The following is a 25,793-nucleotide window of genomic DNA, read 5'->3' on the forward strand; positions in this document are numbered from 1 at the left end:
CGGGCGACTCAGCCCGCCGCCAGGATCTGCTCCCGCAGGATGTCGGCGTGCCCGCAGTGGTGGGCCAGCTCCCGCAGCACCTGCAGCAGCAGCCAGCGGACCGTGATCGGGTACCCGCGTCCGGTCACGGTATCGTCGAGCGCCAGCCCGGCCACCGCGCCGCGGGAACGCTCGCACACCCGCAGGTAGTGGTCCCGGACCGAGCCGATGGTCTCGTCGTCACGGGGCAGGAACGACTCCTCCACGGTCTCGGGGATGCCGAGCTCCGCGCGCGTCGCGCCGTGGACCCCGATGCCGAACCACACCGTCTCCATGAACGCGGCGTGCCGGACCAGCCCCAGCAGCGTCGTCGCCGACGGGACCAGCCGCCGTCGCGCCTGCTCCTCGGTCAGCCCGTCGAGAAGGCCGGCGATCAGCGTCCGGTACTCCTCGACGAACGCCGTCAGCTGGGTCCGCTCGTCGCCGACCATTACCGCGAAGGGATCGCTCATGGGAGCGACCGTACGACCGTGGTCGGACGGCGCAGATCGTTCCCCGCTCCGACGCGCCCGGCCGGCCCGGGCCCGCACCGTTGCAGCATGAGCACGACAGACCGGATTCCCGGCCCACCGCAGGTGCCACCCGCCCGACCGGACAGCGGGTCGTGGCCGCGCGGCCGGCACCGGGCCGGGCGGACCCGGGTGGCCGGCCTCGACGCCGCCCGCGGTCTCGCGGTCCTCGGCATGATCGTCGCGCACGTCGCCGTCGCCGCGGGGTCGAGCTGGCTGGTGCAGGCGGTCACCGGGCGCGCCGCGGTGCTGTTCGCGGTGCTCGGCGGGGTGTCGCTGACCCTGATGGCCGCGCCCGTCCTCGCCGCGCCGACCGCGCGGAACCGGGCGTGGCTGCGCCGCCGGATCGCGGTGCGGGGACTGCTGCTGGTGGTCCTCGGGCTGCTCCTGGCCGAGATCAGCAGTGGACCGATGGTCATCCTCGTCGTCTACGGGGTGCTGTTCTGGCTGCTCCTGCCGGTGCTGTTCGCGCCGGCCCGGGCGCTCGCGGTCGCCGCCGCGGTCTGGGCCGTCGCCGGGCCACTGCTGTCCTGGGTGCTGCGTGCCCGGTTCGGGTCCACCCCCGACGCCGGCGGCCGGACGGTGCTCGGCGCGACCGTGCAGCTGTCCGACCTCATCTCGCCCGCCGGCCTGCTCCACGCGCTCGACACGGTGCTGCTCAGCGGCGCCTACCCCGTCCTGACCTGGATGCCGTTCCTGCTGCTCGGGATGGCGCTCGGCCGGCTCGACCTGCGCACCGCGGGCACCCGGCTGGTCGCCGGCGGGGCCGCCGGCGCGGTGCTCGGCTACGGCGGGTCCTGGCTGGCGCTGGACGTCCTGGGTGGGCGCGACGCGCTCCTGGCATCGGTCGCGCCCGTCGCCGACCGGCTCGGCGTCCCGGCCCAGCTCGCGTTGCAGCTGCTCGGCGGCACCGCCCTGGGCACGGTCGCCACCACCACACCCGCCTGGCTGCTCGCCGCGACCCCGCACAGCGGCAGCCCGTTCGACGTCGTCGGGGCGGCCGGGGTCGCCGTCGCGGTGCTCGGCCTGTGCCTGCTCGCCGCGCGGTACGGGGGACGGCTGCTCGACCCGCTCACCGCGACCGGCGCGCTCCCGCTGACCCTGTACGCCGGGCACATCGCGCTGCTCGCCGCACTCGGCGGGTGGCCGCAGGACGCGCCGTGGGCGGCGACGGCGCTGGTCGCGGGCCTGGCGGTGGTCACAGCGTGGACCTGGCGCCGGCTCGTCGGGCGCGGTCCGCTGGAGGCACTGGTGCACGGCGTCTCCGTCCGCGCCGCCGGGTCTCCGCCCACGGTCGGAGACCGGGGATCGGACCCCGCTCCGATGCCTCGCGCGGCCGCCCCGCGCGAGGCTGGGGACATGGACAGCGCGACGGCGGGCCGGGCGGCCGACACGATCGGGTATCGGACATCATCGACCACGGGGCCTGCGCGGCCGGCGCGACAGGTGCCACAGGCCCGTCCCGGCCGGGAGGAGACGCGATGAGCACCGCGACACGGCTGCGGGACGCCGTGCGCCGGCTGCCCGCGCTGCGCTCGTCGCCCTCGGAGGCCCCGACCCTCGTCGAACGTGCGGTGGCACTCGGCCGGCGCAACCCCGTCGTCGTCGACGCCGTGCTGGCCGCCCTGCTCATCTGGGTCGCGGTCAGCTGGACACTGGAGGGCAAGGGCGTCCGCTCGGACATGCGGATCGAGGCGCTGGTCGTCTCCGTGCTGGCGTCGCTGCCCGTCCCGCTGCGCCGGGTGTACCCGATGCCGGCCGCGATCGCGACCGCGGTCGTCGCGCTGGTCTGTACCTTCGGGCTGCCCGGCACGATGGCCGCGTTCCTGCTGCCGTCGCTGGTCATGGGGTACTCGGCCGTGGCCTACGGGCCCCGCTGGGCGGGCTGGCTGGCGCTGGTCGTGCTCATGGTGGGGGTGCTCGGACCGTTCGTGGCCCGCGGTCCGGCGTTCCTGTTCGCCTCCCCGGACATGACGCCGCTGGTGGCGCTGGCCCTGATCGGGGCGATGGCGACGGTCCCGCTGCTGGTGTGGCTGCTCGGGTCGCTGCGCCGCGCCGCCCACCGCCGGACCCTCGACCTGCGCGAACGCAACCGGCTGCTGGAGGAGAGCCGCCGCCAGGAGGTCCGCCTCGAGCTGCTGGCCGAGCGGTCGCGGATCTCCCGCGAGGTGCACGACGTCGTCGCCCACTCGCTGTCCGGGATCATCGCCCAGGCCGACGGCGGCCAGTTCGCCGCGCAGCGCGACCCGGCGAAGGCCGTCGAGGTGCTCGCCGGCATCGCGACGACCGGCCGTTCCGCGCTGTCCGACGTCCGCGGTCTGCTGTCGATGCTGCGCGACACCGGCCCGGACGACGGCACCGACACCGACCCGGCGCGTCCGCAGCCCGGCGTCGGCGACGTCCCCGCACTCGTCGAGCAGGTCCGCACCGGCGGGCTGCCGGTGGACCTGCGGACCGTCGGCACCCAGCGGGAGCTCCCGACCGGGCCCGGCCTGACCGTCTACCGGATCGTGCAGGAGTCGCTGACCAACGTCATCAAGCACGCGGGGACCGGCGTGCCCACCCACGTCGAGCTGCGGTGGACCCCCGACGAGCTGACCGTGCGCGTCCACGACGAGGGCGCCCGCGGCCCCGTCCCCACCCCGCCGCGCGGCGGGCACGGCCTGACCGGCATGCGGGAGCGCGCCGCTCTGCACGGCGGCTCGGTCGAGGCCGGACCGCGCGCCGACGGCGGCTGGACGGTCCGGCTGCGTCTGCCCCTCACACCCCCGGCCCGAGGAGAACGGTGAACCCCGTACGACTGATGCTCGTCGACGACCAGGAGCTGGTCCGCACCGGCTTCGCGATGGTGCTCGACTCCTGCGACGACCTCGCCGTCGTCGCCCAGGCCGGCGACGGCGAGGCCGCACTCGCCGAGCTGGACCGCACCGAGGTCGACGTCGTGCTGATGGACGTGCGGATGCCCCGCCTCGACGGCATCGCCGCAACCCGCCGGGTCGTCGCCGAGCACCCCGGGGTGCGGGTCCTGGTGCTGACCACCTTCGACCTCGACGAGTCCGTCACCGAGGCCATCGCCGCCGGTGCCAGCGGCTTCCTGCTCAAGGACGTGTCCCCGCAGGACCTCATCGAGGCCGTCCGCACCGTGCACCGCGGCGACTCGGTCGTCGACCCCGTCTCCACCCGGCGGCTGCTGCGCGCCACCCGGCCGCTGCTCACCGCGCCCGAGCCGGCCGCCGCGGAGCCGTCGGTGGACGCCGTCGCCGCGCTCGCCGAGCTGACCCCGCGGGAGCGGGAGGTGCTCGTCCTCGTCGGCAACGGCCGGTCGAACGCCGAGATCCGGGCCGACCTCGTCGTCTCCGAGGCGACGGTGAAGACCCACATCGGGCACCTGCTCGCCAAAACGCAGTCGCGTGACCGCGTCCAGCTCGTCGCGCTGGCGTTCCGGGCGGGTCTGGTCAGCTGAGCCCCGGCCGCCCCGCTCAGAAGCCCGGGTGGTCGCGCAGGTTGACCTGGTCGCAGGTCAGCGCGAACGCGTCGACCTCCTCCGGCGACGGCGGTGTCGCCCGTGCGGCGAACTCCGCCAGCCCCCGGAAGTAGCGTTCCCGCGGCGCGCCGGGCACGAACAGGATGAGGAACCGCGCGTCGCTGTCCGGGCCGGTGCGGAACGCGTGCACGCCCCGGTGCGGGACGTGCACCAGGTCACCCGGTCCGGCCTCGGTCCAGGTCTCGCCGGTCATGATCCGCAGCGCGCCGTCGAGGACGTAGAAGCTCTCGGTGAACCCGGTGTGCAGGTGCGGCAGCGCACCGGGGGAGTCCGCCGGGATCCACGACTCGAACAGGCCGAACCCGCCACCGACCTCCGTGCCGGGCGCGGCGAACCGGGTCCACGAGCCGGTCGGGGAGGTCACGGCGCGCTCGGTGGTCGCGGCGGGGCGCCACACCGCGCCGGGCTCGGGAAAGCTCACGCACCGAACGTAGCGGACCGATGACCGGGCGTCCCGGCGCTGTGGCCGGTCACCGCCCGCGCGGGGCCGTGGGGGAGCGCCGGGGCGGCGAGCGCCCCTCGGTATCGTCACCGACGCTGCCGGAGGCGTCCGGCCGTGGCCGGAGCGGAGAGGTGGGGTGAGGCACGTGCGCGTCCTCGCCCCGCTGACGTTGCTGGTCCTGGCCCTGGTGCTCTGCGCGGGACCCGCCGTCGCCACCGCCTCGGGCGGCCACGGCGCCGCGCCGGCGGTCGTCGTCGGCTCGGACTGCTCGCAGCACCCGCTCACGCTGCTGCACCCGGGGGACTGCGAGCAGGCCCCCCGCCGCGACGACGACGTGCCGGTCCCCACGCTGGTCCCGGTCGCCGTCGTCTCCGTCCTGCCCTCCGGGCACGCGGGCGTCGCGCCACCCACCGCACCGGAACGGACCCTGTGCGCGCCGTCGCCGGTGGAGCACCTCTGCGTGGACCGCAACTGAGGCGTGCGGTCACCCCGCCACCGTGTCCCCGCACCCGTTCCGACCCGGCCACCGTGCCGGGCCCCGTGGAGGAAGACTCCCGATGACCCGCAACGTGAAGATCTCCCTGGCCGCCCTCGGCGCGTTCGCGCTGATCGTGGCCGCCCTGCTGTTCGCGACGCGCCCCGACACCCCGGAGACCGGCGCCGCCGCCGGCACGCCCGACAGCCTCGTCACCGCCGACGCCGCCCGCCTCAACGACGCCCCGAACGCCTCGGCCACCCTGGTCGAGTTCGCCGACTTCCAGTGCCCCGCCTGCGGCCAGGTCCAGCCGATCATGGACCAGCTGGTGGCGCAGTACGGCGACCGCGTGCAGTTCGTGTTCCGCAACTTCCCGCTGCCGATGCACCAGAACGCCGAGGCGGCGGCACTCGCCGGTGAGGCCGCCCGCGCCCAGGGCGCGTTCCACCCGATGTACGAGCGGCTGTTCCAGACCCAGCGCGACTGGTCCGAGTCCCCGGACGCGGCGACGGTGTTCCGCGGCTACGCCCAGGACCTCGGCCTCGACCTGAACGCCTACGACGCCGCGATCGCCGACCCGGCGACCGCCGCGAAGATCCAGGCCGACAAGGACGCCGGGACCGCCGCGGGCGTCGAGGGCACCCCGACGATCTTCGTCAACGGCGAGAAGGTGCAGCTCCGCTCGGTGCAGGACATCACCGACGCCCTCGACGCCGCGGTGAACCGATGAGCGTCCCGGCGGCGCCCTCCGCGGCACGGACCGAGGAGTTCTCCCGCGTCACCCCCGATACCTCGGCCGTGCCGGGGCCGGTGCCGCGGTTCCTACCGTGGCTGCTCGTCGTCGGCGGCGTGCTGGGGCTGGTCTCGGCGTTCACACTGACCGTCGAGCGCATCGAACTGCTGATGGACCCGAGCTACACGCCGTCGTGCAGCATCAACCCGGTGCTGTCCTGCGGGTCGGTCATGACGACCCCGCAGGCGGCGTTCTTCGGGTTCCCGAACCCGCTGCTCGGGATCGGGGCGTTCGCGGTCGTGGTGACGACGGGTGTGGCCCTGCTGGCCGGGGCCCGCTTCCCGCGCTGGTGGTGGGTGGGGCTGACCGTCGGGTCCGCGCTCGGCGTCGTGTTCGTGCACTACCTGATCGTCCAGAGCCTGTACCGGATCGGCGCGCTCTGCCCGTACTGCATGGTCGTGTGGGTCGTGACGATCCCGATCTTCTGGTACTCGCTGCTCGCGACCCTGGACGCCCTCGGCGGCGGCGCGCGTGCGCTGCACGCCCGGATCGCCGGCTACCACGCGGTGCCGGTCGTGCTGTGGTTCCTGGTGATCGCGGCGCTGATCCTGCAGCGCTTCTGGACCTACTGGTCCTCGCTGCTCTGACCGAGCCGCTCCGAGCCGCTCCTGAGCTGCTCTGGGTTGCTCTGGGTTGCTCCGAACCGGTCCGCGGGGCCGGGGACGCACGTCCCCGGCCCCGCGACGGTCAGCGCTCCCGGCGGAGGTCCGCGGCGTCGATCCCCAGCACGTGACGCAGGTACAGCGGCCGGATCGCGGCCACGCAGGCCAGGAACGGCAGCACGACGGCCGCCAGCAGCGGCCACACCGCGGGCGGCGGCGCCGCCATCCCGAACAGGGGGGCGAGCGGGGTGTAGGGCACCGCGAGCCCGGCGAGCACGACGGCGCACACCGTCGCCACCACCGGCCGCGACGCGCGTCCCGCCCTGGTCCGCAGCAGGAGCAGCACCAGGACCTGGGACAGCATGCCCTCGGAGAACCAGACGGCCTGGAACACCGCCTGCTCCTGCGGGGTGTCCAGCCCCAGGAAGCGCCACACCGCCCAGAACGTGACCAGGTCGAACGCCGAGGCCAGCGGCCCCAGGACCGCCATGAACCAGAGCATCCCGCGGGTGTCCCAGCGCCGGGGCCGCGCCGTCCACCCCGGCTCCACCCGGTCGAACGACAGCGAGAGCGCGGCCACGCCGAACAGCACGCCCTGCAGCAGCAGCTGCGCGGGCAGCAGCGGCAGGAACGGCAGCACCGCCGAGGCGACCAGCACCGACAGCGTGTTGCCGACGTTCAGCGCGGCGGTCACGGTCAGGTAGCGGGTGGCGCGGCCCAGGGTCCGCCTGCCCTCCTCGACCGCGGAGACGACGACGTCGGGGCTGCGGTCGGCCAGCACGATGTCCGCGGCCGCCCGCGCGGCGGGCACCGCCCCGTCGACGCCGATCCCGACGTCGGCGATCCGCAGCGCGCCGACGTCGTTGAGGCCGTCGCCGAGGAACCCGACGGTGTGCCCGCGGGCCTGCAGCGCGCCCACGACCCGCTCCTTCTGCAGCGGTCCGAGCCGGGTGAACAAGGTGGTGCGCTCCACCGCGCGGGCCAGCGCGACGTCGTTGAGCCCGTCCAGCGCGGCGCCGTCGAGGACTCCGGTCACGGCGATCCCGGCCCGCGCGCACACCTGCTCGGCGACCGCGGTGTCGTCGCCGGTCAGGACCTTCACCGCGACACCCTGCTCGGCGAAGCGCTCCACCGCACGGGCCGCGGACTCCCGCACCGGGTCGACCATCCCGACGAAGCCCAGCAGCAGCAGGTCGCGCTCGGGGTCGTCGTCGTCACCGGCGCCGAGCGGCCGCAGCAGGGGCGTCCGCCGGGTGGCGACGGCGACGACCCGCAGCCCGGTCGCGCGGTGCCCGGCCACCGCGTCGGCGGCCGCGGCCCGCAGCGACGCGGTCAGCTCGACGGGCCCGCCCGCGCGCGCGACCCGGGTGCAGCGGGGGAGCACCGTGTCCGGGTCACCGCGCACGATCACCAGCTCACCGGGGTCGTGCGCGTCGCGCAGCACCACCGCGGAGCGGCGACGGGAGTGGTCGAACGGCAGCTCCTCGACCCGGGTGAGCAGGCCGTGGGCCAGCAGCGCCGACCCGTCCCGGTCGGCGGCGGCCATGGCGTCGTCGAGGCAGTCGCGCGGGGTGGTCTGGAAACGCACCGCGACCGCCGCCGCGTCCGCCGGGGCGGGTTCGGGACGGCCGTCGACGTCGATGGAGTGGGTGAACACCACCCGGTCCTCGGTGAGCGTGCCGGTCTTGTCCAGGCAGGCGACGTCGATCGACCCGAGGTCGTGGATGGCCTCCGGGCGGGTCACCAGCACCCCGGACTCGCGCAGTCGGGTGGTGCCGCGCAGCAGCGTGGTCCCGACGATCAGCGGCAGCAGCTCGGGGCCAGCCCCACCGTGACGACGACGGCGAACAGCAACGCCTGCCGCACGTCGCCGGACACCTCGACGTTCACCAGCAGCACCAGCGGCGCCGCGAGCAGCATGCAGCGCACCAGTGCCCGGCGCACCGACCGCAGGCCCCGGTCCACCTCCGACTCCGGCCGGGGACGGCGGCCGCGCCCGGCGAGCTCCTCGGTGTGGGTGTGCGCGCCGGTGGCCAGCACGACCGCCGTCGCGGTGCCGCGCACCACGGTGCTCCCGGCGAACAGCAGCGCCGGGTGCGCGGTGACCGGCCCGTCGTCGGACCCGGCCCGCGACGGCCGTCGCCGCGGCGCCGGGCGCGACCCCCGTGACGACGGCCCCCGTGACGACGGCGGGGCCTTCGCCACCGGCAGCAGCTCCCCGGACAGCGACGACTGGTCGACCAGCAGGTCCCGGGCGCGCAGCAGCCGCGCGTCGGCCGGGACGGGGTCGCCCGCGCCGAGCAGCACGACGTCGCCGGGCACCAGGTCCTCCGGCGGCACCTCGCTGTCCCGCGGTGTCGTCCCGGGGGCCGGGCGGCGGCGGACCGTCACCGTGGTCGCGGCGTGCGCCCGCAGCTCCCGCGAGAGCCGGTCGCTGCGGACGGCGTGCCACAGGCGCAGCACGACGCCGAGCGCGGCGACCACGAGCACCAGCGTCGCGCTGCCGGGGCTGCCGGCGACGGCGAGCAGCACCCCGAGCACCGTCATCAGGCCGGAGAACGGGCCGGCGAGCGCGCGGCGGGCACGGGCGGTCGCGCCCGTGCGTCGGACGGCGTCGGCGGCGTTGTCGCCGTGGACGTGCAGCCGCAGCGCGGCGGTGTCCTCACAGAGTCCGCGGCGCGAGGACTCCAGGCCCCGGAACAGCGCGAACGCGTCGGCGTCCGCCCAGTGCCGCAGCGCGGGCTCGCCGGGCGTGGCGGGCGGACCGGCGGGTGCGGGTGGTGGCCGCGCCGCGGCACCGTCGCGTCCGATCGTCCGGTCCAACGGTGCTCCTCCGGTCCCCGGCACCGCGTCCGGCACCGCCCGGTACGGTAACAGTTGCGTAAGTGACGCAACTGTCTGGAGGTCCGGTGGAGACCGCCCCCGAGGGCCCGCAGCCCCTCGACCCCGAGCTGCTGGCCGACGCGGCCGCGGCGTTCGGGATGCTCGCCGCGACCTCGCGGCTGCAGATCGTCTGGCTGCTCGCCGACGGCCCGCGTGACGTCGGCACGCTCGCCGCGGTCCTCGGCCAGCCGGTGGCGGCGGTGAGCCAGCACCTGGCGAAGCTCAAGCTCGCCGGGCTGGTCCGGGCCCGTCGCGAGGGCCGCCACCAGATCTACGTCATCGCCGACGCCGGCATGGTCGAGGTGGTCCGCACCGTGGTGGCCGCGCAGGACCGCCGTCGCGGGCCGGACGCCGTCCGCGACCGGGGGAGCGCGTGACGCCGCCGGGTCCGGTGCCCCCGGGCCGTCCGCGTCCGGACCGTGCCGGCACGCCCCGTCCGCCCGGCGCCCCGACGGCCCGGCGCGACACCCGGGCGCCGCAGGGGTGGCCCCGCTCCGGCGGACCCGCCGGACCCCGGTCGTCACCGGCGGTCCCCGGCGGTGCGTCGGCCGGTCCGCGGTCCCGGCCCACCGACCCCGGTGCCCGTCCCACCACGCCGATGCGCCCGGTCGCCCCCTGGCCCCGCGCCGAGCAGCGCACCCCCGCCCCGCGGTGGCACCGCGTCCGCGGCCTCGTCGCGGCGCTGTCGGTCGCGGTCTTCCTCGCCACCGGCGCCGGCTGGGCGATGGTCGGCGGCACCAGCGGCCTGACCACCGCCGACGTCACCGGCCCGCACGTCGCCGACGGCGCGACCGACATCCTGCTGGTCGGCAGCGACTCCCGGGTCGACGCCCGCGGCAACCCGCTCCCGCGCGAGGTCCTGGACGCCCTGGACGCCGGCGACGCCGACGGCCAGGACAACACCGACACCCTGATGCTGGTCCGGATCCCGGACGACCCCGACCTCGGCGCGTCCGCGGTGTCGATCCCGCGCGACTCCTGGGTCGACGTCCCCGGCCTCGGCATGCACAAGATCAACTCGGCGCTGGCGCGCGGCGCGGCGATGGCTCGGCCGGACCTGGTCCGCCAGGGCCTGAGCGGGCCGGACCTGGAGCGGGCGGCCAACGCCGCGGGCAGCAGGCTGCTCGTGCGCACCGTCGAGGAGCTCACCGGCGTCTCGATCGACCACTACGCCCAGGTCAACCTCGCCGGGTTCGCCGACATCACCCGCGCGCTCGGCGGCGTCCCGGTGTGCCTCAAGGCCCCGGTGCACGACAGCTACTCGGGCGCCGACTTCGCCGCGGGCCCGCAGACCGTGCAGGGCGCCCGGGCGCTCCAGTTCGTCCGCCAACGCCACGGCCTGCCCGAGGGGGACCTCGACCGGGTCCGCCGCCAGCAGGCGTTCCTCGCGGGGCTGACCCACCGGCTGCTGTCGGCGGGCACCCTCACCGACCCGACGGCCGTCGCCGACCTGATGCAGGCGATCAACGGGGCCGTCGTGCTCGACCAGGGCTGGGACCTCACCTCGATGCTCGCCCACGCCTCGCAGCTGCGCGGGGACCGGGTCACCTTCCGCACCATCCCCACCGGCCGGGCCGACTACCGGACCGGCAGCGAGGGTGTCGCGGTGAAGGTCGACCCGGCCCAGGTCACCGCGTTCTTCGCCGGGCTGACCGCGCCCGGGGCGCCGGCCGACCCCGGGGCCGGCGACGACGCGGACACCGCCGCGCCGACACCGTCGTCCCCGGCCCCGGCCACCACGGAGAGCAGGACCGGACGGGCCGCGGCGCCCCGGGGTGACCCGACCCCGGCCGCCGACACCCAGCCCGAGTTGACCGCCGACGGGGTGCCCTGCGTCGACTGACGCGGCCCCGTCACCCCGGCCGAGGAGCCTCCCATCATCACCGAGATCATCGACTTCCTGACCTCCGTCCCGTTGTGGGTGGTGGTGCTCGTCGCGGGGCTGGTCACCCTCGGCGAGACCACGATCGGCGTCGGGCTCGTCCTGCCCGGCGAGACCGTGCTCATCGGCGCCGCGATGGCCGTCCCGGACGTCCCGGCCGCGGTGCTGGTCACCGCGGTGGTCGCGGTCGCCGCGGCCTGCGGCGACTCGATCGGCTACGCGATCGGCCGCCGTTTCGGCCCGCGCCTGCGCGAGTCCCGGATCATCGGCCGGATGGGCCGCGACGCCTGGGACGACGCCGCCCGCACCCTGCTCCGCTGGGGTCCGTGGGCGGTGCTCTGCGCCCGGTTCCTGCCGGTGGTGCGGACGATGACCCCGGCCGCGGCGGGCGCGTCCGGACTGCCGCTGCGGCGCTTCCTGCCCGCCGTCGTCGTCGGGGCGACCGTCTGGTCGGCCGTGCACGTGACCGCGGGCTTCCTGCTGCGCGAGGCCGCCGAGCAGTTCGAGAAGGCCTTCGGGATCGCCGGCTGGGTGGTCCTCGCGTTCGTGGTCGTCGCCGGCGTCGTCGGGTGGCGGGTGCGGCGTCGTCGTGCGCAGGCCCGCCGGGCCGCCGCCCGCGAGACCGTCGCCGTGCTCGCCGACGACCGCCGCGACGCCGCCTGAGACCGGACGGGCGCGCCCTCAGCGCCGGATCGGCGGGTTCCGGTCGCGCCGGGCCAGCAGCACGGCGGCCCCCGCCGCGACGACGACGAGTCCGGCCAGCAGCAGCGACCAGCCCAGGATCGACGGCGCGTTCGGATCGGTCGAGATCACCGAGGCGTTGATCTGGGAGACCTCACCGGGGACGAACTCCCAGGTGACGGTGCCGCCGTCGGTCTCGCCGTCGGACTCGACGACCTCGCCAGGGAAGCTCATCGCGAGCCGCACGTCGGCCCGGTCCACCGGCATCGTGGTCAGGTCGGCCCGGCCCTGCACGGCGATCCGCTCCCCGACCCGGTGCAGCTCCAGGTTCGCCCGGCCCGACGCGTTCCCGCCGAGCAGGTTCAGCTGCGAGACCTGCGCGAAGGTGAGGTTCTCGAAGGCCGCGCGGGTGCCGACGAAGCCGTCCTGGTCGTACGGCGACAGCTCGACCTCGTCCGTGAGGTCGGCCGGGACCGCCAGCTGCGGGCCGCGACCGTCCGGCGCGCCCGCGGGCGTCGCGACGACGATCGTGCCGTCGACGGTGTCGTCCGGCTGGACGGCGAGGGCCACCTGGACCCGGGCACAGCCGGTCAGCGCGAGCAGGGCCAGCACCGCGAGCAGCACGAGCGCACGCGTCCGGGATCGACGGCGTGCGGGTGGCGCGGTGTGGTGCGACGGCATGGCGTCATCGTGCCACCCGGGTACGACGGTCCCGGTGTCACTCGGGGGCGTGTGTCGGGTGATCCGTGGGGAGCAGGGGAAGCTCGCGCCCGAGGACGGCGAAGGGGCGCGGGTCGCCGGTGAACAGGTGCTCGCGCAGCACGTCGACGAACCCGGCGCGACGGTAGAGCCGCCAGGCCCGGCCGGGCCTGGCGCGGCCGTACTCGGGGGTGGACAGCAGCATCCGGCTCCGGGCGGCGTCGCGGGCCAGCGCCCGCAGCAGCGCCTCACCGATGCCCGAGCCCTGGGCCTGCGGGTGGACGTGCAGCTCGGTCAGCTCGAAGTAGTCGGTCAGCCAGTCGGCGCTCACGGCGTCCGGCTCCCCGCGCCGGGCCCGCAGTCCGCGGCGGACCTCCTCGAACCACCACTGCCCGGGGCCGCCCCAGTAGCCGTAGCCGATGCCGGTGAGCCGGTCCTGCTCGTCGAGCCAGCCGACCGAGCGCCAGCCCGGCCGGTAGGAGTGCTCGAGCCACAGCGAGCGGCGCTGGCGTGCGGTCGACCGCGGGTAGCCCATCGCGGTGACGTAGACGTCGATCGCCTCGCCCAGCCGGTCGGCGAACTCGCTGCGGCCGAGACCGACCAGACGCGCCCGCGACGGCGCGGCGGTCACCGCGACCACCGGCCCCGGTGGTGACCGCACGCCCGCGCGGGGGCGGGGTCGGTGTCCGGGTGCATGTCCCCATCACACCACGCCCGGCCGGTTGCGGCGGGTCCGGACCGGGTGCCCCGCCACGGAGCCGGTGGGTGAGTGGCGCCACCCGGGCACCCGACTTGACGCGACGATCGAACACGCGTTCTACTGTCGTATGTCGAACGCGCGTTCGATGCCGGGGCGTCCGGTGGGCGGAGTGGGGGAAGCACCCCGTCGCCGGGCGTCCCGGAGACCGATTCCGGTGGTGGGAACCGAGGCCCGGCCACCGGGTGGAGGGCGTGGTGATGCCAGTGGGCGGCTTCTCGCGTTTGTTCCGGTCCCGCCAGCCGGCGGCGATCGACGTGCGCTGGCAGAACGGTGAGCCGGTCGAGTTCTCCCGGCGTCCGTCGCGCCGCGGGGAACATTTTCTGGTCACCGGGGTTCGAGACCAGTGGATCGAGGAGTCCCCGTGGCCGTTCCCGTCGCCGATGCCGGTGGGCGGGGACCGGCTGAGCTGTTGGCGGGTGCTCGCCCGGTCGGTGCAGGACCCGCAGGAGCCGCCGCGTGAGGTGGTGCTGCGGATGCGGTCCGGTCCGGGCGTGTGGGACCTGGTGAAGGTCGACTGAGTGGTGCGGGAGGTGCGGGAGGTGCACGTGCGGAGCAGGACGATGGAACTGGACCTGGCGCTGCCGGCGCCGCGGTCCGCCGGGACACGACGGCCGGGCGACGCCCCGGTGTCCGCCGCCCCACCGGCGCGGCGGTCCGCCCGGGTGCGGCCGGTCGCCGACGGGCTGTGGCCGCTGGACTGCGGCGCGGCACGGGGCTCGGGGCGGGGCTCGGCACGGGCCGCTGCCGACCGTACGGAGTCCGCGTCCGGGGCGGCGCCGTCCCGGCGGGGGAGCGGCCGGACCGGTACGGACCCGGCGGGGGCCGGGTGCACCGGACGGCCGGGTCGGCCCGGATCGACCGGAGCCGCCGGCCGGTCCGGGCAGGTGATCCCCCTGCCGGGCACGTCCGCGCCGGCGGGCGGCGGCGCCGCCCGACCGACCGGAGGTCCGGGACGACCGACCGTGGGCAGCACCGTCGTGCCCGGAGGCCCCGCACGACCGGATGGGGGCCCTGCACGACCGGCCGGCGAGACCGCGCGGCCGGCGGCGCCGCTCGGGTCGCCCGCGCCCGCTCCGCCGTCGCGGGACGCGCTCGGGCTGCTGCGCCAGGCTGCCGAGCAGCTCGCCGAGGCGCACCGGGAGACCGAGCCGCTGCGTCGCTACCCGGCGGCCTACCTCGCCGCGCTCCGTGCCGGGGCGGCGGTGCTGGCCATGCGGGCCCGGCCCAGGACCCGCCGGGGAGCCCCGCGCGACGTCTGGCGGCTCCTCGCCGAGGTCGCCCCGGAGCTGGAGGAGTGGGCGGCGTTCTTCGCCGGCTGCTCGCGGCTGCGGATCGAGGCCGAGGCCGGGATCGGGCGGCACGTCGACCGGCGCGCCGCCGACGACCTGCTGCGCCAGGCCGAGCAGTTCGTGACCCGGGTACAGCTGCTGCTGCCCCGGTGAGGCCCCCGCCGGAGCGGCGGACGGCGCCGGGGCAGGTCGGGCCGCCGGGATCGGGCGCGGCGAGCAGATCCGGGAGGAGGTCGGTCAGGCCGAGGCGGCGGGGCGCGAGGCACTGCGCAGCACCCGGCCCAGCAGCGCGGTGAACACCGCGGAGATCTCCCGGGCGCCCGGGGTGTCCCAGGCCTGGATCGGCAGGCAGGCGCCCTGGGCCTGCTGGACCGCCGAGCGGTCGGGCAGGACGCTGTTGAACACCAGGGGGCCGAACAGCTCGCGCAGCTCGGAGATCCGGAACTCGTGCTCGGTGTTGCGCGGCCGCACCCGGTTGACCAGCACGCCCAACGGCTGCAGGCGGTCGTTGGACCGCTCGCGCTCGGTCTGGACCGCGTCGAACGCGCGCTGCACGCCGGACACCGAGAACATCGTCGGGTCGGTCACCAGGATCGCCCGGTCCGCGGCCGACAGCGCGCTGCGGGTCAGCTGCCCCAGCGACGGCGGGCAGTCCACGATCACCAGCCGGTAGCGCTCCTCGGCGGGCTCGGAGCCGCCGGAGTCGTCGGTGATCAGCTCGCCCGCCAGCCGCTGCAGGGCGCGGTCGAGCCGGTACAGCTGCGCCGCCCCCGGGTCGGGGTGGTTGTGCCGCTCGGTCTGCTCCGCACCGACCAGCACGTCGAGGCCCTCGCCCCACGCCGACGGCGCGATGGCCCGCTCGACGACCGCGCGGCGCGGCTCGTCCAGCACGTCGGCGACGGTGGCCGTGGTCGGCTCCGGGTCGAGCGCGGTGGTGGCATTGGCCTGCGGGTCGAGATCCACCACGAGGGTGGAGACGCCGTGACGCTGCGCCGCGCCGGCCAGACCCAGTGCGACCGTGGTCTTGCCGACGCCACCCTTGAGACTGAGCGTGGCGACGACCTGCACTCACCCAACCTACCGTGCGGTCCGGCACGGTCGCCGGGCGGAGTCCACATGATCGTCGGCGCCCCGCCGTGGGTGTCGTGGCGGGCGGGCGGGCCGGGCACCGGCAGGGGCCACTAGTCTCGGCGCCGTGGGATCGCCGACACGCGAGCAGGCCGGAGCAGCGCGCGGGGCTGCCGTGTTCCGGGTGCTGGACAGGGAGATCGACCGTGTCCGCCGGGACACCGGGGCCGCGCCCCGGGTGCTCGACGTCGGCGGGGGCAGCGGCACCTGGGCGGTGCCGCTGGCGATCGCCGGCTGTGCGGTGACCGTCGTCGACACCAGCCCCAACGCGCTGGCGACGCTGGCCCGACGCGCCGGGGAGGCCGGGGTCACCGACCGGGTCACCCCGGTGAACGGCGACGTCGACACCCTCGCCGAGGTCGCCCCGGCCGACGGCGCCGACCTCGTGCTGGGTCACGGGCTGCTCGAGGTCGTCGACGGCCCGGACCGGGTGCTCGCCGCGCTCGCCGCGGCCGCCGCCCCGGGCGGAGCGGTGTCGGTGCTGACGGTGGGGCGCTACGGCGCGTTCATCGGGCGCCTGGCCAGCGGTCGGCTGGCCGAGGCCCGTGCCCTGCTCACCGACCCCGAGGGGCGCACCGGTTCCGACGACCGGCTGCTGCGCCGGTTCGACGCGCACCGGCTGCAGGAGCTCGCCGCCGGGACCGGACGCCTGCAGACCGAGATCCTCCAGGGCGACGGCACCCTCGAGGCGTGGCTGCCCGGCCCCGGTCAGGAGGGCGAGGCGGCGGGCCGCGAGGAACGTGACGAACTGGACGCGCTCGCGTCGCAGGTCGGCGCCCTCGCCGAGGTCGCCCCGCGGTTGCATCTGCTCGCCCGGCGGTACTGACGCCCGTCCCGCCGCCGGTGTCCGACGGTCGTCGTCCGGCTGCCGTCGGTGATCGGTCGACCGGCGTTCACTCGTCCGCCCACCCCCGTCCGGGTGGGTCCGCGACGGTCCGGGTGACCGACGACACGCCGCGCAACACCGTCCGCTCGACGATCAGCCGAGCGGGTTGGACGGTCCGGGTGGTCGCGGCACGATTCGCCTCGTACTCTTGTCCTCAGACGCCCAGGTTGGGGCGCCCGTCGTACCGGTCGGGGCAGGAAGCCCGGGCCGAATGCGGCCTACCGTCCGATTACGTGTGCCGGAGGTGAAGGCATGCCGCTCTCCGAGCACGAGCAGCGCCTGCTCGAACAGATCGAACGCGCCCTCTACCAGGAGGACCCCAAGTTCGCGTCCTCGGTCAGCGGTAGCCGGCGGAGCAAGCCCGCCCGGCGCCGCCGGATCCAGGGCGCCGTCCTGTTCGTGGTGGGCCTCGTGCTGCTCGTCGCCGGGATCCCCTTCCGGGCGCTCTGGCTCGGCGACCTGCCGATCCTCAGCATCGTCGGCTTCCTCGCCATGCTCGGTGGCGCGCTGCTGGCGGTCACCTCGATCGGCGCCCGTCGTGGCGGCGAGGAGACGACCGGCCAGGGCGGATCCGCCCCCAAGGACAAGCAGTCCGGCGAGAGCGGCGGTGGCTTCACCGGCCGGATGGAGGAGCGCTTCCGGCGTCGCTTCGAGCAGGAGTGACGCCCGGGCGCCCCAGGCGACTGCCCGCGTGACGCCCGGCGGGGCGGGACACCGACTCGGTGACCCGCCCCGCCGTCGTGTGTCCGGCACCGTCGCCGGGTGCCTGACGGTCGGGTAGGGGGGCGCGCTGCCCACGGCTGCCCACGGGGCATCGGCTCGGCGACCGGGATCCGGCGGTCGCGTCGTCAGGGGCCCGCTGCGCTGCGCCGGTGTCGCCGGAGAGTGGGCTCCGGACTTGACTTCACAGATCTGTGTACCTAGCGTCGACCCTCCACGAGTTCACTGATCTGTGAAGGGGTCTCGGATGCGTCAGGTTCTGCACGTGGTCATGGAGTTCCTGCGGGACGTCGCGTGGGGCGTCAACGCCGGCAGCGCGATCCGACACGGCGCCCCACCGCCTGCTCCACGGCGTGCCCGGCCCGTCCGGGAGTACGGCGGCGACGCGATCGGAGGTCGGGAGGCCGACCGGGACCAGGTGCACCCTCTGCGCTGGACGGTCGATGCCGGTGGGGGACTTCGCCTGGCCGGCGGCACGCTCCCCGGGGCGGGCCCGGACCCCGTCACACGCTGACGCGGAGGCCGGCCCACGTCGCCGTCGGAGCTGCGAGACGATGCGGTCGCCCCCGGTCCTCGGGGCCGGGTGCGAGCGGGCACGGCGCGTGGCCGGAGTGGCCTGCCTGCTCAGTGCAGCGCCGCTCGTTCGTCCCGCAGCAGGCGCTCGGCCGCCTCTCGCGCCCTGCGCAGGAGGTCGGGGTCGTCGCCGATGCCGTGGTGGGTGATCGCGCCTTCGAGGAGCAGGAACACCAGGTTGGCCGCCGCTTCGGGACCGGCGATCCCGGGGTGGTCGGCCCGGACGAGTGCTTCGAGATGCCGGCGCACCGCACGCTTGTGGGCGCGGACGACGCGATGGGCGGGATGGTCCGCGGGAAGCTCTCCCGCGGCGTTGATGAAGGCGCAGCCACGCCCGGAGAACTCGACGTCCTGGGTGTAGGAGTCCCAGAGCGCCAGCACTCCCGAGCCCGGGCTCGCAGCCACCCTCTGTTCCATCAGCTCCCACCACGCGTGGTGCCGAGCCTGCAGGTAGGCCTCGACCAGGCGGTCCTTCGAGCCGAACCGGTTGTAGAGCGTGCGCTTGGTGATGCCGGACTCGGCCGCGATGGTGTCGACCCCGACGGCGTGGATCCCGCACCGGTAGAAGAGCTCCGACGCCACGTCCAGGATCCGGCGCGCGCCCGGGGTCAGCGCCGGCGCACGCAGCGCCTCGTGATCCTCCGCGCTCGACATCGCCGACCCTCCTCCCCGTGTCGCCGTGCTCCCGACTTCACCGATCAGTGTACGTCGCCGTCGGGCCGAGACGTGCGGACCTCGTCCAGGTCGTCGGCCGGCGCGTCGTCGTCGGCCGGACGGCGCCCGCGCCGGACCGCCTCCGGCACGACCGAGGCCGGCAGCACCCGGGCCCGCAACGGCGTTCCGCCGGCCGCGATCGCCGTCCGGACCTCGTCCACCAGGCCGTCGAGCGTGCCGGGCCCGGGCAGCATCCCGCCGTACCAGCTCGCCTCGACCCGGCCCGCCAGCTCGCGCAGCGCCTCCGCGGGCCGCCCGGACAGGCCGTGCCGCTCGATGATGCGGTCGGCGGCCGCGCGGACGGTGTCCCCGGGCGGCACCGGGACCCCGTGGTCGCGGGAGGCGGCCAGGACCTCGTCCCACGCCGCGGTCGCCGCACCGTCGCCGCCGGCCCGGGCGAGCCCGGCCCGTCGGGAGTACTGGTGCCGGCGCCACAGGCCCGGGGTCAGCACGACGGCGAGCACCGCGGCCGCCAGCAGCAGCGCCACGACCAGCGGCCACCACGACCCGGTCGCGGCCGTCGGCCGGTCCGCCGCCTGCTCCTCGGTGGGCGGGGGCTCCGGGGTGGGACCGGCGGCCTCTGGGGGCGGGGGTGTCGCGGACGGCTCGGGCTGCGGGGTCTGCTCGGCGGCGGGCGTGCCGCTCTCCTGCTCCCGGGCCTGCTGGACGTAGGCCGGGTCGATGGTGCGGCCGTCGGCGAGCGGGGTCGGGTCGAAGGTCAGCCAGCCGTACCCGGGGAACCACGCCTCGACCCAGGCGTGCGCGTCCTCGGTCGTGATCGTCCGGGCCCCGGAGCCGTCGGCGTCGCCCGCGGTGAAACCGACCGCCACCCGGGCCGGGACGTCGACGGCGCGCAGCATGACGGCCATGGCCGAGGCGTACTGCTCGCAGTAGCCGGTGCGGCCGCGGGTCAGGAAGTCGACGAGGGCGTCGCCGTTGCTGCCCGGCGCGGTCGCCAGGCTGTAGGTGAAGGGGGAGCCGGGCCCGGTGAAGTGGTTCTCCAGCGCCATCGCCCGGTCGAACGGCGTCGCGGCACCGGCGGTCACCTCGCGGGCGATCGCGGTGACCCGCGGGTCGACCCCGTCGGTGTCGAGGTAGGCCCGGTCGACCGTGGTCGGGCCGGATGCCGCGCGCAGCTGGTCGGCCGAGGGCTCCGGCAGCCGCATCGACTGGGTCCAGCCGTCCTCGGACTGTGCGCGTTCGCTGTAGACGATGCCGCCGGCGGCGTCGTAGGCCCAGCTCGGCGAGGCGACCGCGATCCGGGTGGGGTCGCCGAACACCGGCAGCCAGTAGTCGCGGAAGCCGAGGTTCTCGACCTGCACGTCCTGCGCGGCGGCCGGCCCGGACGTCGACGGCGGCAGCGGCCCGGTCAGCGGCACCCCCGGCAGCGGACGGCCCGCCTTCCAGCCCTCCTGCGGCACGTAGGTCTGCAGGGTGAGCGCACGCAGGTAGGTCGGGGTCTCCAGACCCCGGACGCTGAACAGCGGCCGCGGCTCGCTGCGGGTCAGCTGTCCGCGCAGCGAGGTGAACGGGTTCAGCCCGATCGAGCCGTCGGCGTTGCCCCCGGTCCCGCCGGTGGCGTCGAAGCGACCCGAGGTCCCCACCGACGACGCCAGCAGCCCCACCAGCAGCGAGCCCACGACGGCCACCGCGACGACCGCGGCCCCGGCCGGGATCTGTCGCAGCCGGTCCGGGCGCAGGAGCAGCAGCACGCCGTAGCCGAGCGTCGCCGCGACGACGGTCCACCAGGGCAGCAGGTCCGGCTGCAGCGCGGTCGGCACCGCGAACACCACGAGCAGCGGCACCCCGGCCGCGGCCGGGGCGGCGACGGTCACCGCGAGACCGAACACCGCGATCGCGATCGTGCCGAACCCGAGGGCGACCAGCAGCAGGATCTCCGGGCTCGCCGGCACCGGCGGCAGGCCGCTGTCGATCTGCTGCCCGGCACCGCCGAGCAGGCCCGACAGCTCGCCGAACGCCGTGGGGCCCGGGAGCACCCCGAGCACACCGCTGCCGGTGAACCACGCCGTCACCAGCAGGATCAGGGCCAGCAGCTGCCCGGGCGCGACCAGCCAGGCCCGCAGCGGCAGCAGCAGGGCGCCGACCAGGGCGACCAGCACGACGGCGACGGCGGCGTGGGCGAACCAGGCCGCGCCCTGCACGACCGAGCTCATCGCCGTCCCGGCGAGCAGCACCGCGACGACGGTCGCGACCGGTCCCAGCACCACCGTCCAGGCCGGCGCGCCCGGCGTCCGGCCCGCCGGCGCGGTCTCGGCGACGGGCGCGGCGGGTGGCGGCGCGGGCCGCACGGGGGGCCGGGTCGGCGCGCTCATCCGGTCGCTCCCGCGGTGCCGGGCGAGCCGCAGGCGTCGGCCCAGGCCCGCTGGACGGTCATGTCGGAGGTGACGACGGTGGCGTGCCACCCGGCACGGCGCAGCGCGGCCGCCGCGACCGACGCCGGGCGGGCCCGCGTCGCCGCCGACCAGGTGTCGACGTCGAGGAGGACGGCGTGCCCGCCGCGCGGCCAGGCCGAGACCAGCGCGGTGACGTCCTGCGGCGCGGTCCCGCCGAGCACCGCGAGCACCCCCTCCGGATGCCCGGGCCCGGGGCCGGGTGCGGTGATCCCGGTGCTCGCCGAGGGCCGCAGCACCGCGAGCGACTCCAGCCGCGGGGGCACGGCGTCCGCGCCGGTCACACCGGGCGGCACGTCGCCGACGGTCTCGCCGGACTCGTCGACGAGCGCGACGGCCTCGCCGCGCTGGAGCAGGTGCACCGCGGCGCTGGCGGTGAACGCCACCGCCCACTCCAGGCTGGACGCGGGTCCGTGGCCGCGGTGGGCGCTGTCGCGCCGGTCGATCAGCAGGGTCACGCCGGACGGGTCGGGCCGGTCGTCGAGGCGGACCATCAGCTCGTCACGCCGGGCGCTGGAGCGCCAGTGCACGCGGCGCAGCTCGTCGCCGTGGCGGTAGGGGCGGATCAGCACGTCCGGGGTGCCGGGGCCGGGGCGGCTGCCGCCCTCGGCGCCACGCCCGGCGGCGGTGGAGGTCAGGGCGGGCCGCCCGGTGAGCGGGGTGACCCGGGGGAGGACCAGCAGCCGGTCGGCGGGCAGCAGGTCGTGGCGGAACTCGGCCAGGCCGAGTGCGTCGGTCCCGCGGCCGCGCAGCGGGCCGATCCGGTACGCGCCACGGACCGCGGGCCGCACCGGGTAGCCGACCCGGGCACCGCGGCGACCGAGCCGGTGCACGGTGAACCGTGGCGGGTAGCGGTCGGCGGGACCGGCGGCGTCGGGCACGTGGTCGGCGATCCGCAACGCGCCCAGCAGGGCGCCGCCGGCGATCCGCAGCAGCACCGTGCCGCCGTCGCCCGCCTCCAGCCGGGCCGGCTCCAGGGTGCGCGCGACCTGCAGCGAGCGGCGCGACCGCAGCGCGACGACGAGCGCGAGCAGCGGCAGGAGCAGCACGAACGCCCCGATCCGGACGAGGTCGCGCTCGTCGAGCGCGATCGCCGAGAGGACCATCGCGGCGCCGCCGGCGAGCAGGCAGCGCCCGCGCACGGTCAGCCCCGCCGGCCGTTCCCGGCGCGGTGCGCCGCCGGTCGCGAGCGGCGGAGAGGACGGCGGAGACGACCCGGACGCGGCCGGGGCGCCGGGCTCGGCGGGAGCCGGTGTCCGCGGCGGCGGCGCGGTCGGCGCCATCTCAGCCCCGCGGCGGGGACGGCACCGCGACCCGCGCGACGGCGGCCCGCACCAGGTCCGCCGGCGTGCGGCGGGCCGCGACCCCCTCGGGCCCCAGCATCAGCCGGTGCGCGAGGACGGGAACGGCGACGGCCTGGACGTCGTCGGGCACGACGTACCCGCGCCCGGCCGTCGCCGCCCAGGCCCGGGCGGCGCGCAGCAGGTGCAGGGTCGCGCGCGGCGACGCCCCGAGGCGGACCTCGGGCAGCCGTCGCGTCGCACCGACGACCTCGACGCAGTAGCGGCGCACCTCCGCCGCGGTGTGCAGACCACGCACCCCGGCGATCATCGACCGCAGCGTGCGCAGGTCGGTGACCGGCCGCAGCCGCTCCAGCGGGTCGGTCGAGCCGTGCTCCTCGAGCATCGCCAGCTCGGCCGCCGGGTCGGGGTAGCCGACCGAGACGCGGATCGTGAACCGGTCCTGCTGGGCCTCGGGCAGCGGGTAGGTGCCGTCCATCTCCACCGGGTTCTGGGTGGCGACGACCATGAACGGGTCACCCAGCGGGTAGGTGCCGCCGTCCACGGTGACCTGGTGCTCGGCCATGCACTCCAGCAGCGCCGACTGGGTCTTCGGTGACGCGCGGTTGATCTCGTCGGCGATCACGACGTTCGCGAACACCGGGCCGGGCCGGAACTCGAACTCCGCGGTCTGGCGGTTGTAGACCGACGAGCCGGTGATGTCGCCGGGCAGCAGGTCCGGGGTGAACTGCACCCGGCTCACCGCCCCGTCGACGGCGCGGGCGAGCGCCTTGGCCAGCGTGGTCTTGCCGACGCCCGGCACGTCCTCGACGAGCAGGTGGCCCTCGGCGAGCATCGCGACCAGGGCGAGCCGGATGGTGTCGGGCTTGCCGACGATGATTCGCGCCATCGCGGCGGCGATCCGGCCCGCCGCGTCGGCGACGGCGACGGCGTCCATCGGCTCGGGCGCGTAACCGGGGTGCGCACCGCTGGCCTCGGCCCGGCGGACGGGACCACCGGACGGCGACGGGACGGGCGGTACGGAGGGCGCGGACGGCGCGCTCGACGACAACGGGCCTCCTCAGGAGACGGCTCGGATGACCCCAGTCTGTCAAACGTCCCCCGATCGGGACCGGGCGCCGCCACCTGCCCCGCGACGCTGCTCCGTACGGCCGAACGCGGCGGGCCCCGCAGTGCCCCGGCCGGCGCCGTCGGCACCTCCGCCGCGGCGCCCCACGGCACTCCACGGCGGTTCCCCCACCGCGCCCCACCGTGGTTCCCCACGCCACCCCACCACGCGTCCGTCGGGCTCCCCACCGCCCCCCACCCGGCCTCCCCACGGTCGCCCCACCCTCTCCCCACTCGTCCCCACCCCGGACGCCCCGATCGGCCCGGAAACCGCCTCCGACCAGCCACGACGGCGGTGGGGGAGCGGTGGCGCCCCGGACGGGCGCGACGGGCCCGACACGGCCTCCGGACGTCGCGCGACCGGGTGGCGCGGCGCGCGCCCCCACCGTCCCCCACCGCTTCTGACCTGCGGAAACATTCGATGAACGGCGGAAGATCCCCCCGTCTCGGGTTGACGGTGGGTGAGTGTGGGGTAGTGTGGTGATCGCTGGGGCGAACAGGGGTCCCAGGTGGAGGTGGGGTCGGTGTTCCTCGGCACCTACACCCCGAAGTTGGACGACAAGGGGCGGCTCACGCTGCCCGCAAAGTTCCGCGACGAGTTGCGAGGCGGCTGCATGATCACGAAAGGGCAGGACCACTGCCTCTACGTGTTCACCCGTGACGCCTTCACCGAGATGGCGCGCAAGATCGCCGCGGCCCCGCTGACGAACGAGTCGGCGCGGGTGTTCCAGCGGAACCTCTTCTCGGGCACCGACGAGCAGAACCCCGACGGCCAGGGCCGGATCGCGATCCAGTCCGAGCTGCGCCGGTACGCCGGACTGTCCAAGGACTGCGTGGTGATCGGCGCGTTCACGCGTGCCGAGATCTGGGACGCGCAGGCCTGGCAGGAGTACCAGGAGCGGCACGAGGACGAGTTCGCCAAGGCCCAGGAGGAGGTTCTGCCCGGGCTGTTCTGAGTCCCGCTGGCGGGCGGGACGACGGACGGCGGCAGTACCGAGCAGGACAGCACGACCGACAGCGGACGACACCACCGTCGCCGCCCCGACCCGGGTGCCGTGATCGAGATGGCCCTGGCACACCTTCCCCGGTGCCAGGTCCGTCTCGGCACGGCCCCCGGGTGGGGACGGCGCCGGCGCCCACCCCGACTGGGGAGTTCGGGTGGCGCGGTGGAGCCCGCGCGTCTTCGGGCGTGGAGCGGACCGGTTGTGGGAGCCGGCACGCCACACCCACGGACATCGACCGTCCCGGTCCCGGCCCCGTGGCCGGGACCGGGGACGGACGCCGGCCGGCACGACACACACGCACACACCACGGGGACGGACGGCGCACCGGGGGGTGGGACGTGGACGGAACTTCCGGCGACGGCGCCACCCCGCGCGACGAGCGCGCGCCCGGTGACCGGCACACCCCGGTCCTGCTGGAGCGGGTGACCGAGCTGCTCGACCCCGCCCTGCGCGACCGGGACGCGGTCTACGTGGACGCCACCCTCGGCATGGGCGGCCACGCGGCCGCGCTGCTGGCCGCGCACCCCAGGCTGACCGTCGTCGGCATGGACCGGGACCCGCAGGCCCTGGAGCTCGCCGGCCGCAGGCTCACCGCCTACGCCGACCGGCTGCACCGGGTGCACACCGTCTACGACGACGTCGCCGGCGCACTGGAGCAGGCGGGGGTGCCCGCCGCCGACGGGATCCTGTTCGACCTGGGCGTGTCCTCGCTCCAGCTCGACGAGGACGCCCGTGGCTTCTCCTACTCTCGCGACGCTGACCTCGACATGCGGATGGACCCGACCACCGGGTCGACCGCCGCCGACGTCCTGAACTCCTACACCGCCGGTGAGCTGCGCCGGATCCTGCGGGAGTACGGCGAGGAGCGGTTCGCGGGCCCGATCGCGAACGCGATCGTCCGGACCCGGGAGAAGCGCCCCTTCACCCGCAGCACCGAGCTCGTCGAGCTGCTCTACGGCGTGGTCCCGGCCGCGTCCCGGCGCACCGGCGGGCACCCGGCGAAGCGGACCTTCCAGGCCCTGCGCATCGAGGTGAACCGCGAGCTCGAGGTCCTGCGCGACGCGCTGCCCGCGGCGCTGGACGCGCTCGCCCCGGGCGGGCGGATCGTCGTCCTGTCCTACCACTCGCTGGAGGACCGGATCACCAAGCGCGTGTTCGCCGAGCGCGTCCGCTCGCGGACCCCGGTGGACCTGCCGGTGGAGCTCCCCGGACACGGACCGGAGTTCCGGCTGCTGACCCGGGGCTCCGAACAGGCGTCCGACTCCGAGGTCGCCCGCAACCCGCGGGCCGCCCCGGTGCGGCTGCGCGCGGCCCAGCGCGTGGAGGACGGGCCGTGAGCACCCGTGGCACG

Annotated in this window: 27 protein-coding genes; 16 read left to right on the plus strand and 11 right to left on the minus strand. The window is 76.2% G+C overall.

What is annotated here, in order from left to right:
* Positions 1 to 8 precede the first annotated feature (8 nt).
* Entirely contained in the window at positions 9 to 491 is a 483-nt protein-coding gene (locus Ae717Ps2_RS08345) for a DinB family protein (RefSeq protein WP_075333199.1), read from the minus strand.
* 87 nt (positions 492 to 578) lie between these two features.
* On the opposite strand from Ae717Ps2_RS08345, the gene Ae717Ps2_RS08350 reads away from it, so the two are divergent.
* The 3 genes from Ae717Ps2_RS08350 to Ae717Ps2_RS08360 are packed head-to-tail and all read left to right on the plus strand — an operon-like array spanning position 579 to position 4,011.
* A complete protein-coding gene (locus tag Ae717Ps2_RS08350; protein ID WP_139318676.1) occupies positions 579 to 2,033 on the plus strand; it encodes a heparan-alpha-glucosaminide N-acetyltransferase domain-containing protein in 1,455 nt (484 codons plus the stop codon).
* Positions 2,030 to 3,337 (plus strand): sensor histidine kinase, encoded by a 1,308-nt coding sequence (locus tag Ae717Ps2_RS08355; RefSeq protein ID WP_083702299.1) that lies wholly within the window; start codon positions 2,030 to 2,032, stop codon positions 3,335 to 3,337. The genes Ae717Ps2_RS08350 and Ae717Ps2_RS08355 overlap by 4 nt, the downstream gene beginning before the upstream one ends.
* Complete coding sequence (locus tag Ae717Ps2_RS08360; RefSeq protein ID WP_233147492.1) at positions 3,334 to 4,011, plus strand: response regulator transcription factor; 678 nt, start codon at positions 3,334 to 3,336, stop codon at positions 4,009 to 4,011. The genes Ae717Ps2_RS08355 and Ae717Ps2_RS08360 overlap by 4 nt, the downstream gene beginning before the upstream one ends.
* A 16-nt stretch (positions 4,012 to 4,027) precedes the next feature.
* On the opposite strand, the gene Ae717Ps2_RS37265 is transcribed toward Ae717Ps2_RS08360, so the two are convergent.
* Positions 4,028 to 4,513 carry a cupin domain-containing protein gene (locus tag Ae717Ps2_RS37265; protein WP_075305620.1) on the minus strand — a complete coding sequence of 162 codons (486 nt, stop codon included), beginning with the start codon at positions 4,511 to 4,513 and terminating at the stop codon, positions 4,028 to 4,030.
* A 157-nt stretch (positions 4,514 to 4,670) separates the two neighbouring features.
* On the opposite strand from Ae717Ps2_RS37265, the gene Ae717Ps2_RS37270 reads away from it, so the two are divergent.
* From Ae717Ps2_RS37270 to Ae717Ps2_RS08380, 3 genes are all read left to right on the plus strand, one after another.
* Positions 4,671 to 5,009, plus strand: coding sequence for a hypothetical protein (locus Ae717Ps2_RS37270; protein ID WP_158071477.1), 339 nt, complete (start codon positions 4,671 to 4,673; stop codon positions 5,007 to 5,009).
* An 82-nt stretch (positions 5,010 to 5,091) separates the two neighbouring features.
* A complete protein-coding gene (locus Ae717Ps2_RS08375; RefSeq protein WP_020626884.1) occupies positions 5,092 to 5,739 on the plus strand; it encodes a thioredoxin domain-containing protein in 648 nt (215 codons plus the stop codon).
* Positions 5,736 to 6,389: a vitamin K epoxide reductase family protein gene (locus tag Ae717Ps2_RS08380; protein ID WP_083696105.1), complete on the plus strand. Its 654-nt coding sequence runs from the start codon at positions 5,736 to 5,738 to the stop codon at positions 6,387 to 6,389. Before Ae717Ps2_RS08375 ends, Ae717Ps2_RS08380 begins: the two co-directional genes overlap by 4 nt.
* A gap of 100 nt (positions 6,390 to 6,489) precedes the next feature.
* Here Ae717Ps2_RS08380 and Ae717Ps2_RS08385 read toward each other — a convergent pair whose 3' ends face one another.
* Both Ae717Ps2_RS08385 and Ae717Ps2_RS37275 read right to left on the minus strand, forming a co-directional pair.
* Complete coding sequence (locus tag Ae717Ps2_RS08385) at positions 6,490 to 8,148, minus strand: HAD-IC family P-type ATPase (RefSeq protein WP_158071478.1); 1,659 nt, start codon at positions 8,146 to 8,148, stop codon at positions 6,490 to 6,492.
* Positions 8,149 to 8,204: 56 nt separating this feature from the next.
* Entirely contained in the window at positions 8,205 to 9,227 is a 1,023-nt protein-coding gene (locus Ae717Ps2_RS37275; protein WP_075333201.1) for a cation-transporting P-type ATPase, read from the minus strand.
* 86 nt (positions 9,228 to 9,313) lie between these two features.
* Between Ae717Ps2_RS37275 and Ae717Ps2_RS08395 the strand changes: the two genes are divergently transcribed.
* From Ae717Ps2_RS08395 to Ae717Ps2_RS08405, 3 genes are all read left to right on the plus strand, one after another.
* The gene (locus Ae717Ps2_RS08395) at positions 9,314 to 9,664 is read left to right on the plus strand and encodes a helix-turn-helix transcriptional regulator (protein WP_020627231.1); all 351 of its coding nucleotides are present in this window, start codon (positions 9,314 to 9,316) and stop codon (positions 9,662 to 9,664) included.
* 221 nt (positions 9,665 to 9,885) lie between these two features.
* Positions 9,886 to 11,130, plus strand: coding sequence for an LCP family protein (locus Ae717Ps2_RS08400; protein WP_083702555.1), 1,245 nt, complete (start codon positions 9,886 to 9,888; stop codon positions 11,128 to 11,130).
* An 81-nt stretch (positions 11,131 to 11,211) separates the two neighbouring features.
* Positions 11,212 to 11,832: a DedA family protein gene (locus tag Ae717Ps2_RS08405; RefSeq protein ID WP_233147493.1), complete on the plus strand. Its 621-nt coding sequence runs from the start codon at positions 11,212 to 11,214 to the stop codon at positions 11,830 to 11,832.
* 18 nt (positions 11,833 to 11,850) lie between these two features.
* Here the strand turns inward: Ae717Ps2_RS08405 and Ae717Ps2_RS08410 are convergent, their stop codons facing one another.
* Positions 11,851 to 12,531, minus strand: coding sequence for a DUF3153 domain-containing protein (locus Ae717Ps2_RS08410; RefSeq protein ID WP_075333204.1), 681 nt, complete (start codon positions 12,529 to 12,531; stop codon positions 11,851 to 11,853).
* A 37-nt stretch (positions 12,532 to 12,568) separates the two neighbouring features.
* On the minus strand, positions 12,569 to 13,180 hold the full coding sequence (locus Ae717Ps2_RS08415) for an N-acetyltransferase (RefSeq protein WP_075311555.1): 612 nt from the start codon (positions 13,178 to 13,180) through the stop codon (positions 12,569 to 12,571).
* A gap of 326 nt (positions 13,181 to 13,506) precedes the next feature.
* Here Ae717Ps2_RS08415 and Ae717Ps2_RS08420 point away from each other — a divergent pair, with 326 nt between their 5' ends.
* Both Ae717Ps2_RS08420 and Ae717Ps2_RS38910 read left to right on the plus strand, forming a co-directional pair.
* Positions 13,507 to 13,827, plus strand: coding sequence for a hypothetical protein (locus Ae717Ps2_RS08420; protein WP_051050348.1), 321 nt, complete (start codon positions 13,507 to 13,509; stop codon positions 13,825 to 13,827).
* 444 nt (positions 13,828 to 14,271) lie between these two features.
* A complete protein-coding gene (locus tag Ae717Ps2_RS38910; RefSeq protein ID WP_233147494.1) occupies positions 14,272 to 14,751 on the plus strand; it encodes an SAV_6107 family HEPN domain-containing protein in 480 nt (159 codons plus the stop codon).
* An 84-nt stretch (positions 14,752 to 14,835) separates the two neighbouring features.
* Here Ae717Ps2_RS38910 and Ae717Ps2_RS08430 read toward each other — a convergent pair whose 3' ends face one another.
* Positions 14,836 to 15,666, minus strand: a complete 831-nt coding sequence (locus tag Ae717Ps2_RS08430; RefSeq protein ID WP_020623749.1) for a ParA family protein — start codon at positions 15,664 to 15,666, stop codon at positions 14,836 to 14,838.
* Between the two features lie 127 nt (positions 15,667 to 15,793).
* Here Ae717Ps2_RS08430 and Ae717Ps2_RS08435 point away from each other — a divergent pair, with 127 nt between their 5' ends.
* The 3 genes from Ae717Ps2_RS08435 (at position 15,794) to Ae717Ps2_RS08445 (ending at position 17,846) form a co-directional block, all read left to right on the plus strand.
* Positions 15,794 to 16,552: a bifunctional 2-polyprenyl-6-hydroxyphenol methylase/3-demethylubiquinol 3-O-methyltransferase UbiG gene (locus Ae717Ps2_RS08435; protein WP_233147495.1), complete on the plus strand. Its 759-nt coding sequence runs from the start codon at positions 15,794 to 15,796 to the stop codon at positions 16,550 to 16,552.
* Between the two features lie 312 nt (positions 16,553 to 16,864).
* Positions 16,865 to 17,275 carry a DUF3040 domain-containing protein gene (locus tag Ae717Ps2_RS08440; RefSeq protein ID WP_020623751.1) on the plus strand — a complete coding sequence of 137 codons (411 nt, stop codon included), beginning with the start codon at positions 16,865 to 16,867 and terminating at the stop codon, positions 17,273 to 17,275.
* A gap of 304 nt (positions 17,276 to 17,579) precedes the next feature.
* Positions 17,580 to 17,846, plus strand: coding sequence for a hypothetical protein (locus tag Ae717Ps2_RS08445; RefSeq protein WP_075305623.1), 267 nt, complete (start codon positions 17,580 to 17,582; stop codon positions 17,844 to 17,846).
* A 110-nt stretch (positions 17,847 to 17,956) separates the two neighbouring features.
* Here Ae717Ps2_RS08445 and Ae717Ps2_RS08450 read toward each other — a convergent pair whose 3' ends face one another.
* The 4 genes from Ae717Ps2_RS08450 to Ae717Ps2_RS08465 are packed head-to-tail and all read right to left on the minus strand — an operon-like array spanning position 17,957 to position 23,268.
* Positions 17,957 to 18,559 carry a TetR/AcrR family transcriptional regulator gene (locus Ae717Ps2_RS08450; protein WP_075305624.1) on the minus strand — a complete coding sequence of 201 codons (603 nt, stop codon included), beginning with the start codon at positions 18,557 to 18,559 and terminating at the stop codon, positions 17,957 to 17,959.
* Positions 18,560 to 18,603: 44 nt separating this feature from the next.
* On the minus strand, positions 18,604 to 20,952 hold the full coding sequence (locus tag Ae717Ps2_RS08455) for a DUF3488 and transglutaminase-like domain-containing protein (RefSeq protein ID WP_083696102.1): 2,349 nt from the start codon (positions 20,950 to 20,952) through the stop codon (positions 18,604 to 18,606).
* Positions 20,949 to 22,313: a DUF58 domain-containing protein gene (locus Ae717Ps2_RS08460; RefSeq protein WP_083696100.1), complete on the minus strand. Its 1,365-nt coding sequence runs from the start codon at positions 22,311 to 22,313 to the stop codon at positions 20,949 to 20,951. Before Ae717Ps2_RS08460 ends, Ae717Ps2_RS08455 begins: the two co-directional genes overlap by 4 nt.
* Before the next feature lies 1 nt (position 22,314).
* Positions 22,315 to 23,268 (minus strand): MoxR family ATPase, encoded by a 954-nt coding sequence (locus Ae717Ps2_RS08465; protein WP_060712583.1) that lies wholly within the window; start codon positions 23,266 to 23,268, stop codon positions 22,315 to 22,317.
* Between the two features lie 694 nt (positions 23,269 to 23,962).
* On the opposite strand from Ae717Ps2_RS08465, the gene mraZ reads away from it, so the two are divergent.
* Both mraZ and rsmH read left to right on the plus strand, forming a co-directional pair.
* Entirely contained in the window at positions 23,963 to 24,394 is a 432-nt protein-coding gene (gene mraZ, locus Ae717Ps2_RS08470) for a division/cell wall cluster transcriptional repressor MraZ (RefSeq protein WP_043276508.1), read from the plus strand.
* Positions 24,395 to 24,780: 386 nt separating this feature from the next.
* Positions 24,781 to 25,779, plus strand: a complete 999-nt coding sequence (gene rsmH / locus Ae717Ps2_RS08475; RefSeq protein WP_075305627.1) for a 16S rRNA (cytosine(1402)-N(4))-methyltransferase RsmH — start codon at positions 24,781 to 24,783, stop codon at positions 25,777 to 25,779.
* Positions 25,780 to 25,793 lie beyond the last annotated feature (14 nt).

Origin of the sequence: Pseudonocardia sp. Ae717_Ps2, assembly GCF_001932475.1 — a bacterium.
In the GTDB taxonomy this organism is placed as follows: domain Bacteria; phylum Actinomycetota; class Actinomycetes; order Mycobacteriales; family Pseudonocardiaceae; genus Pseudonocardia.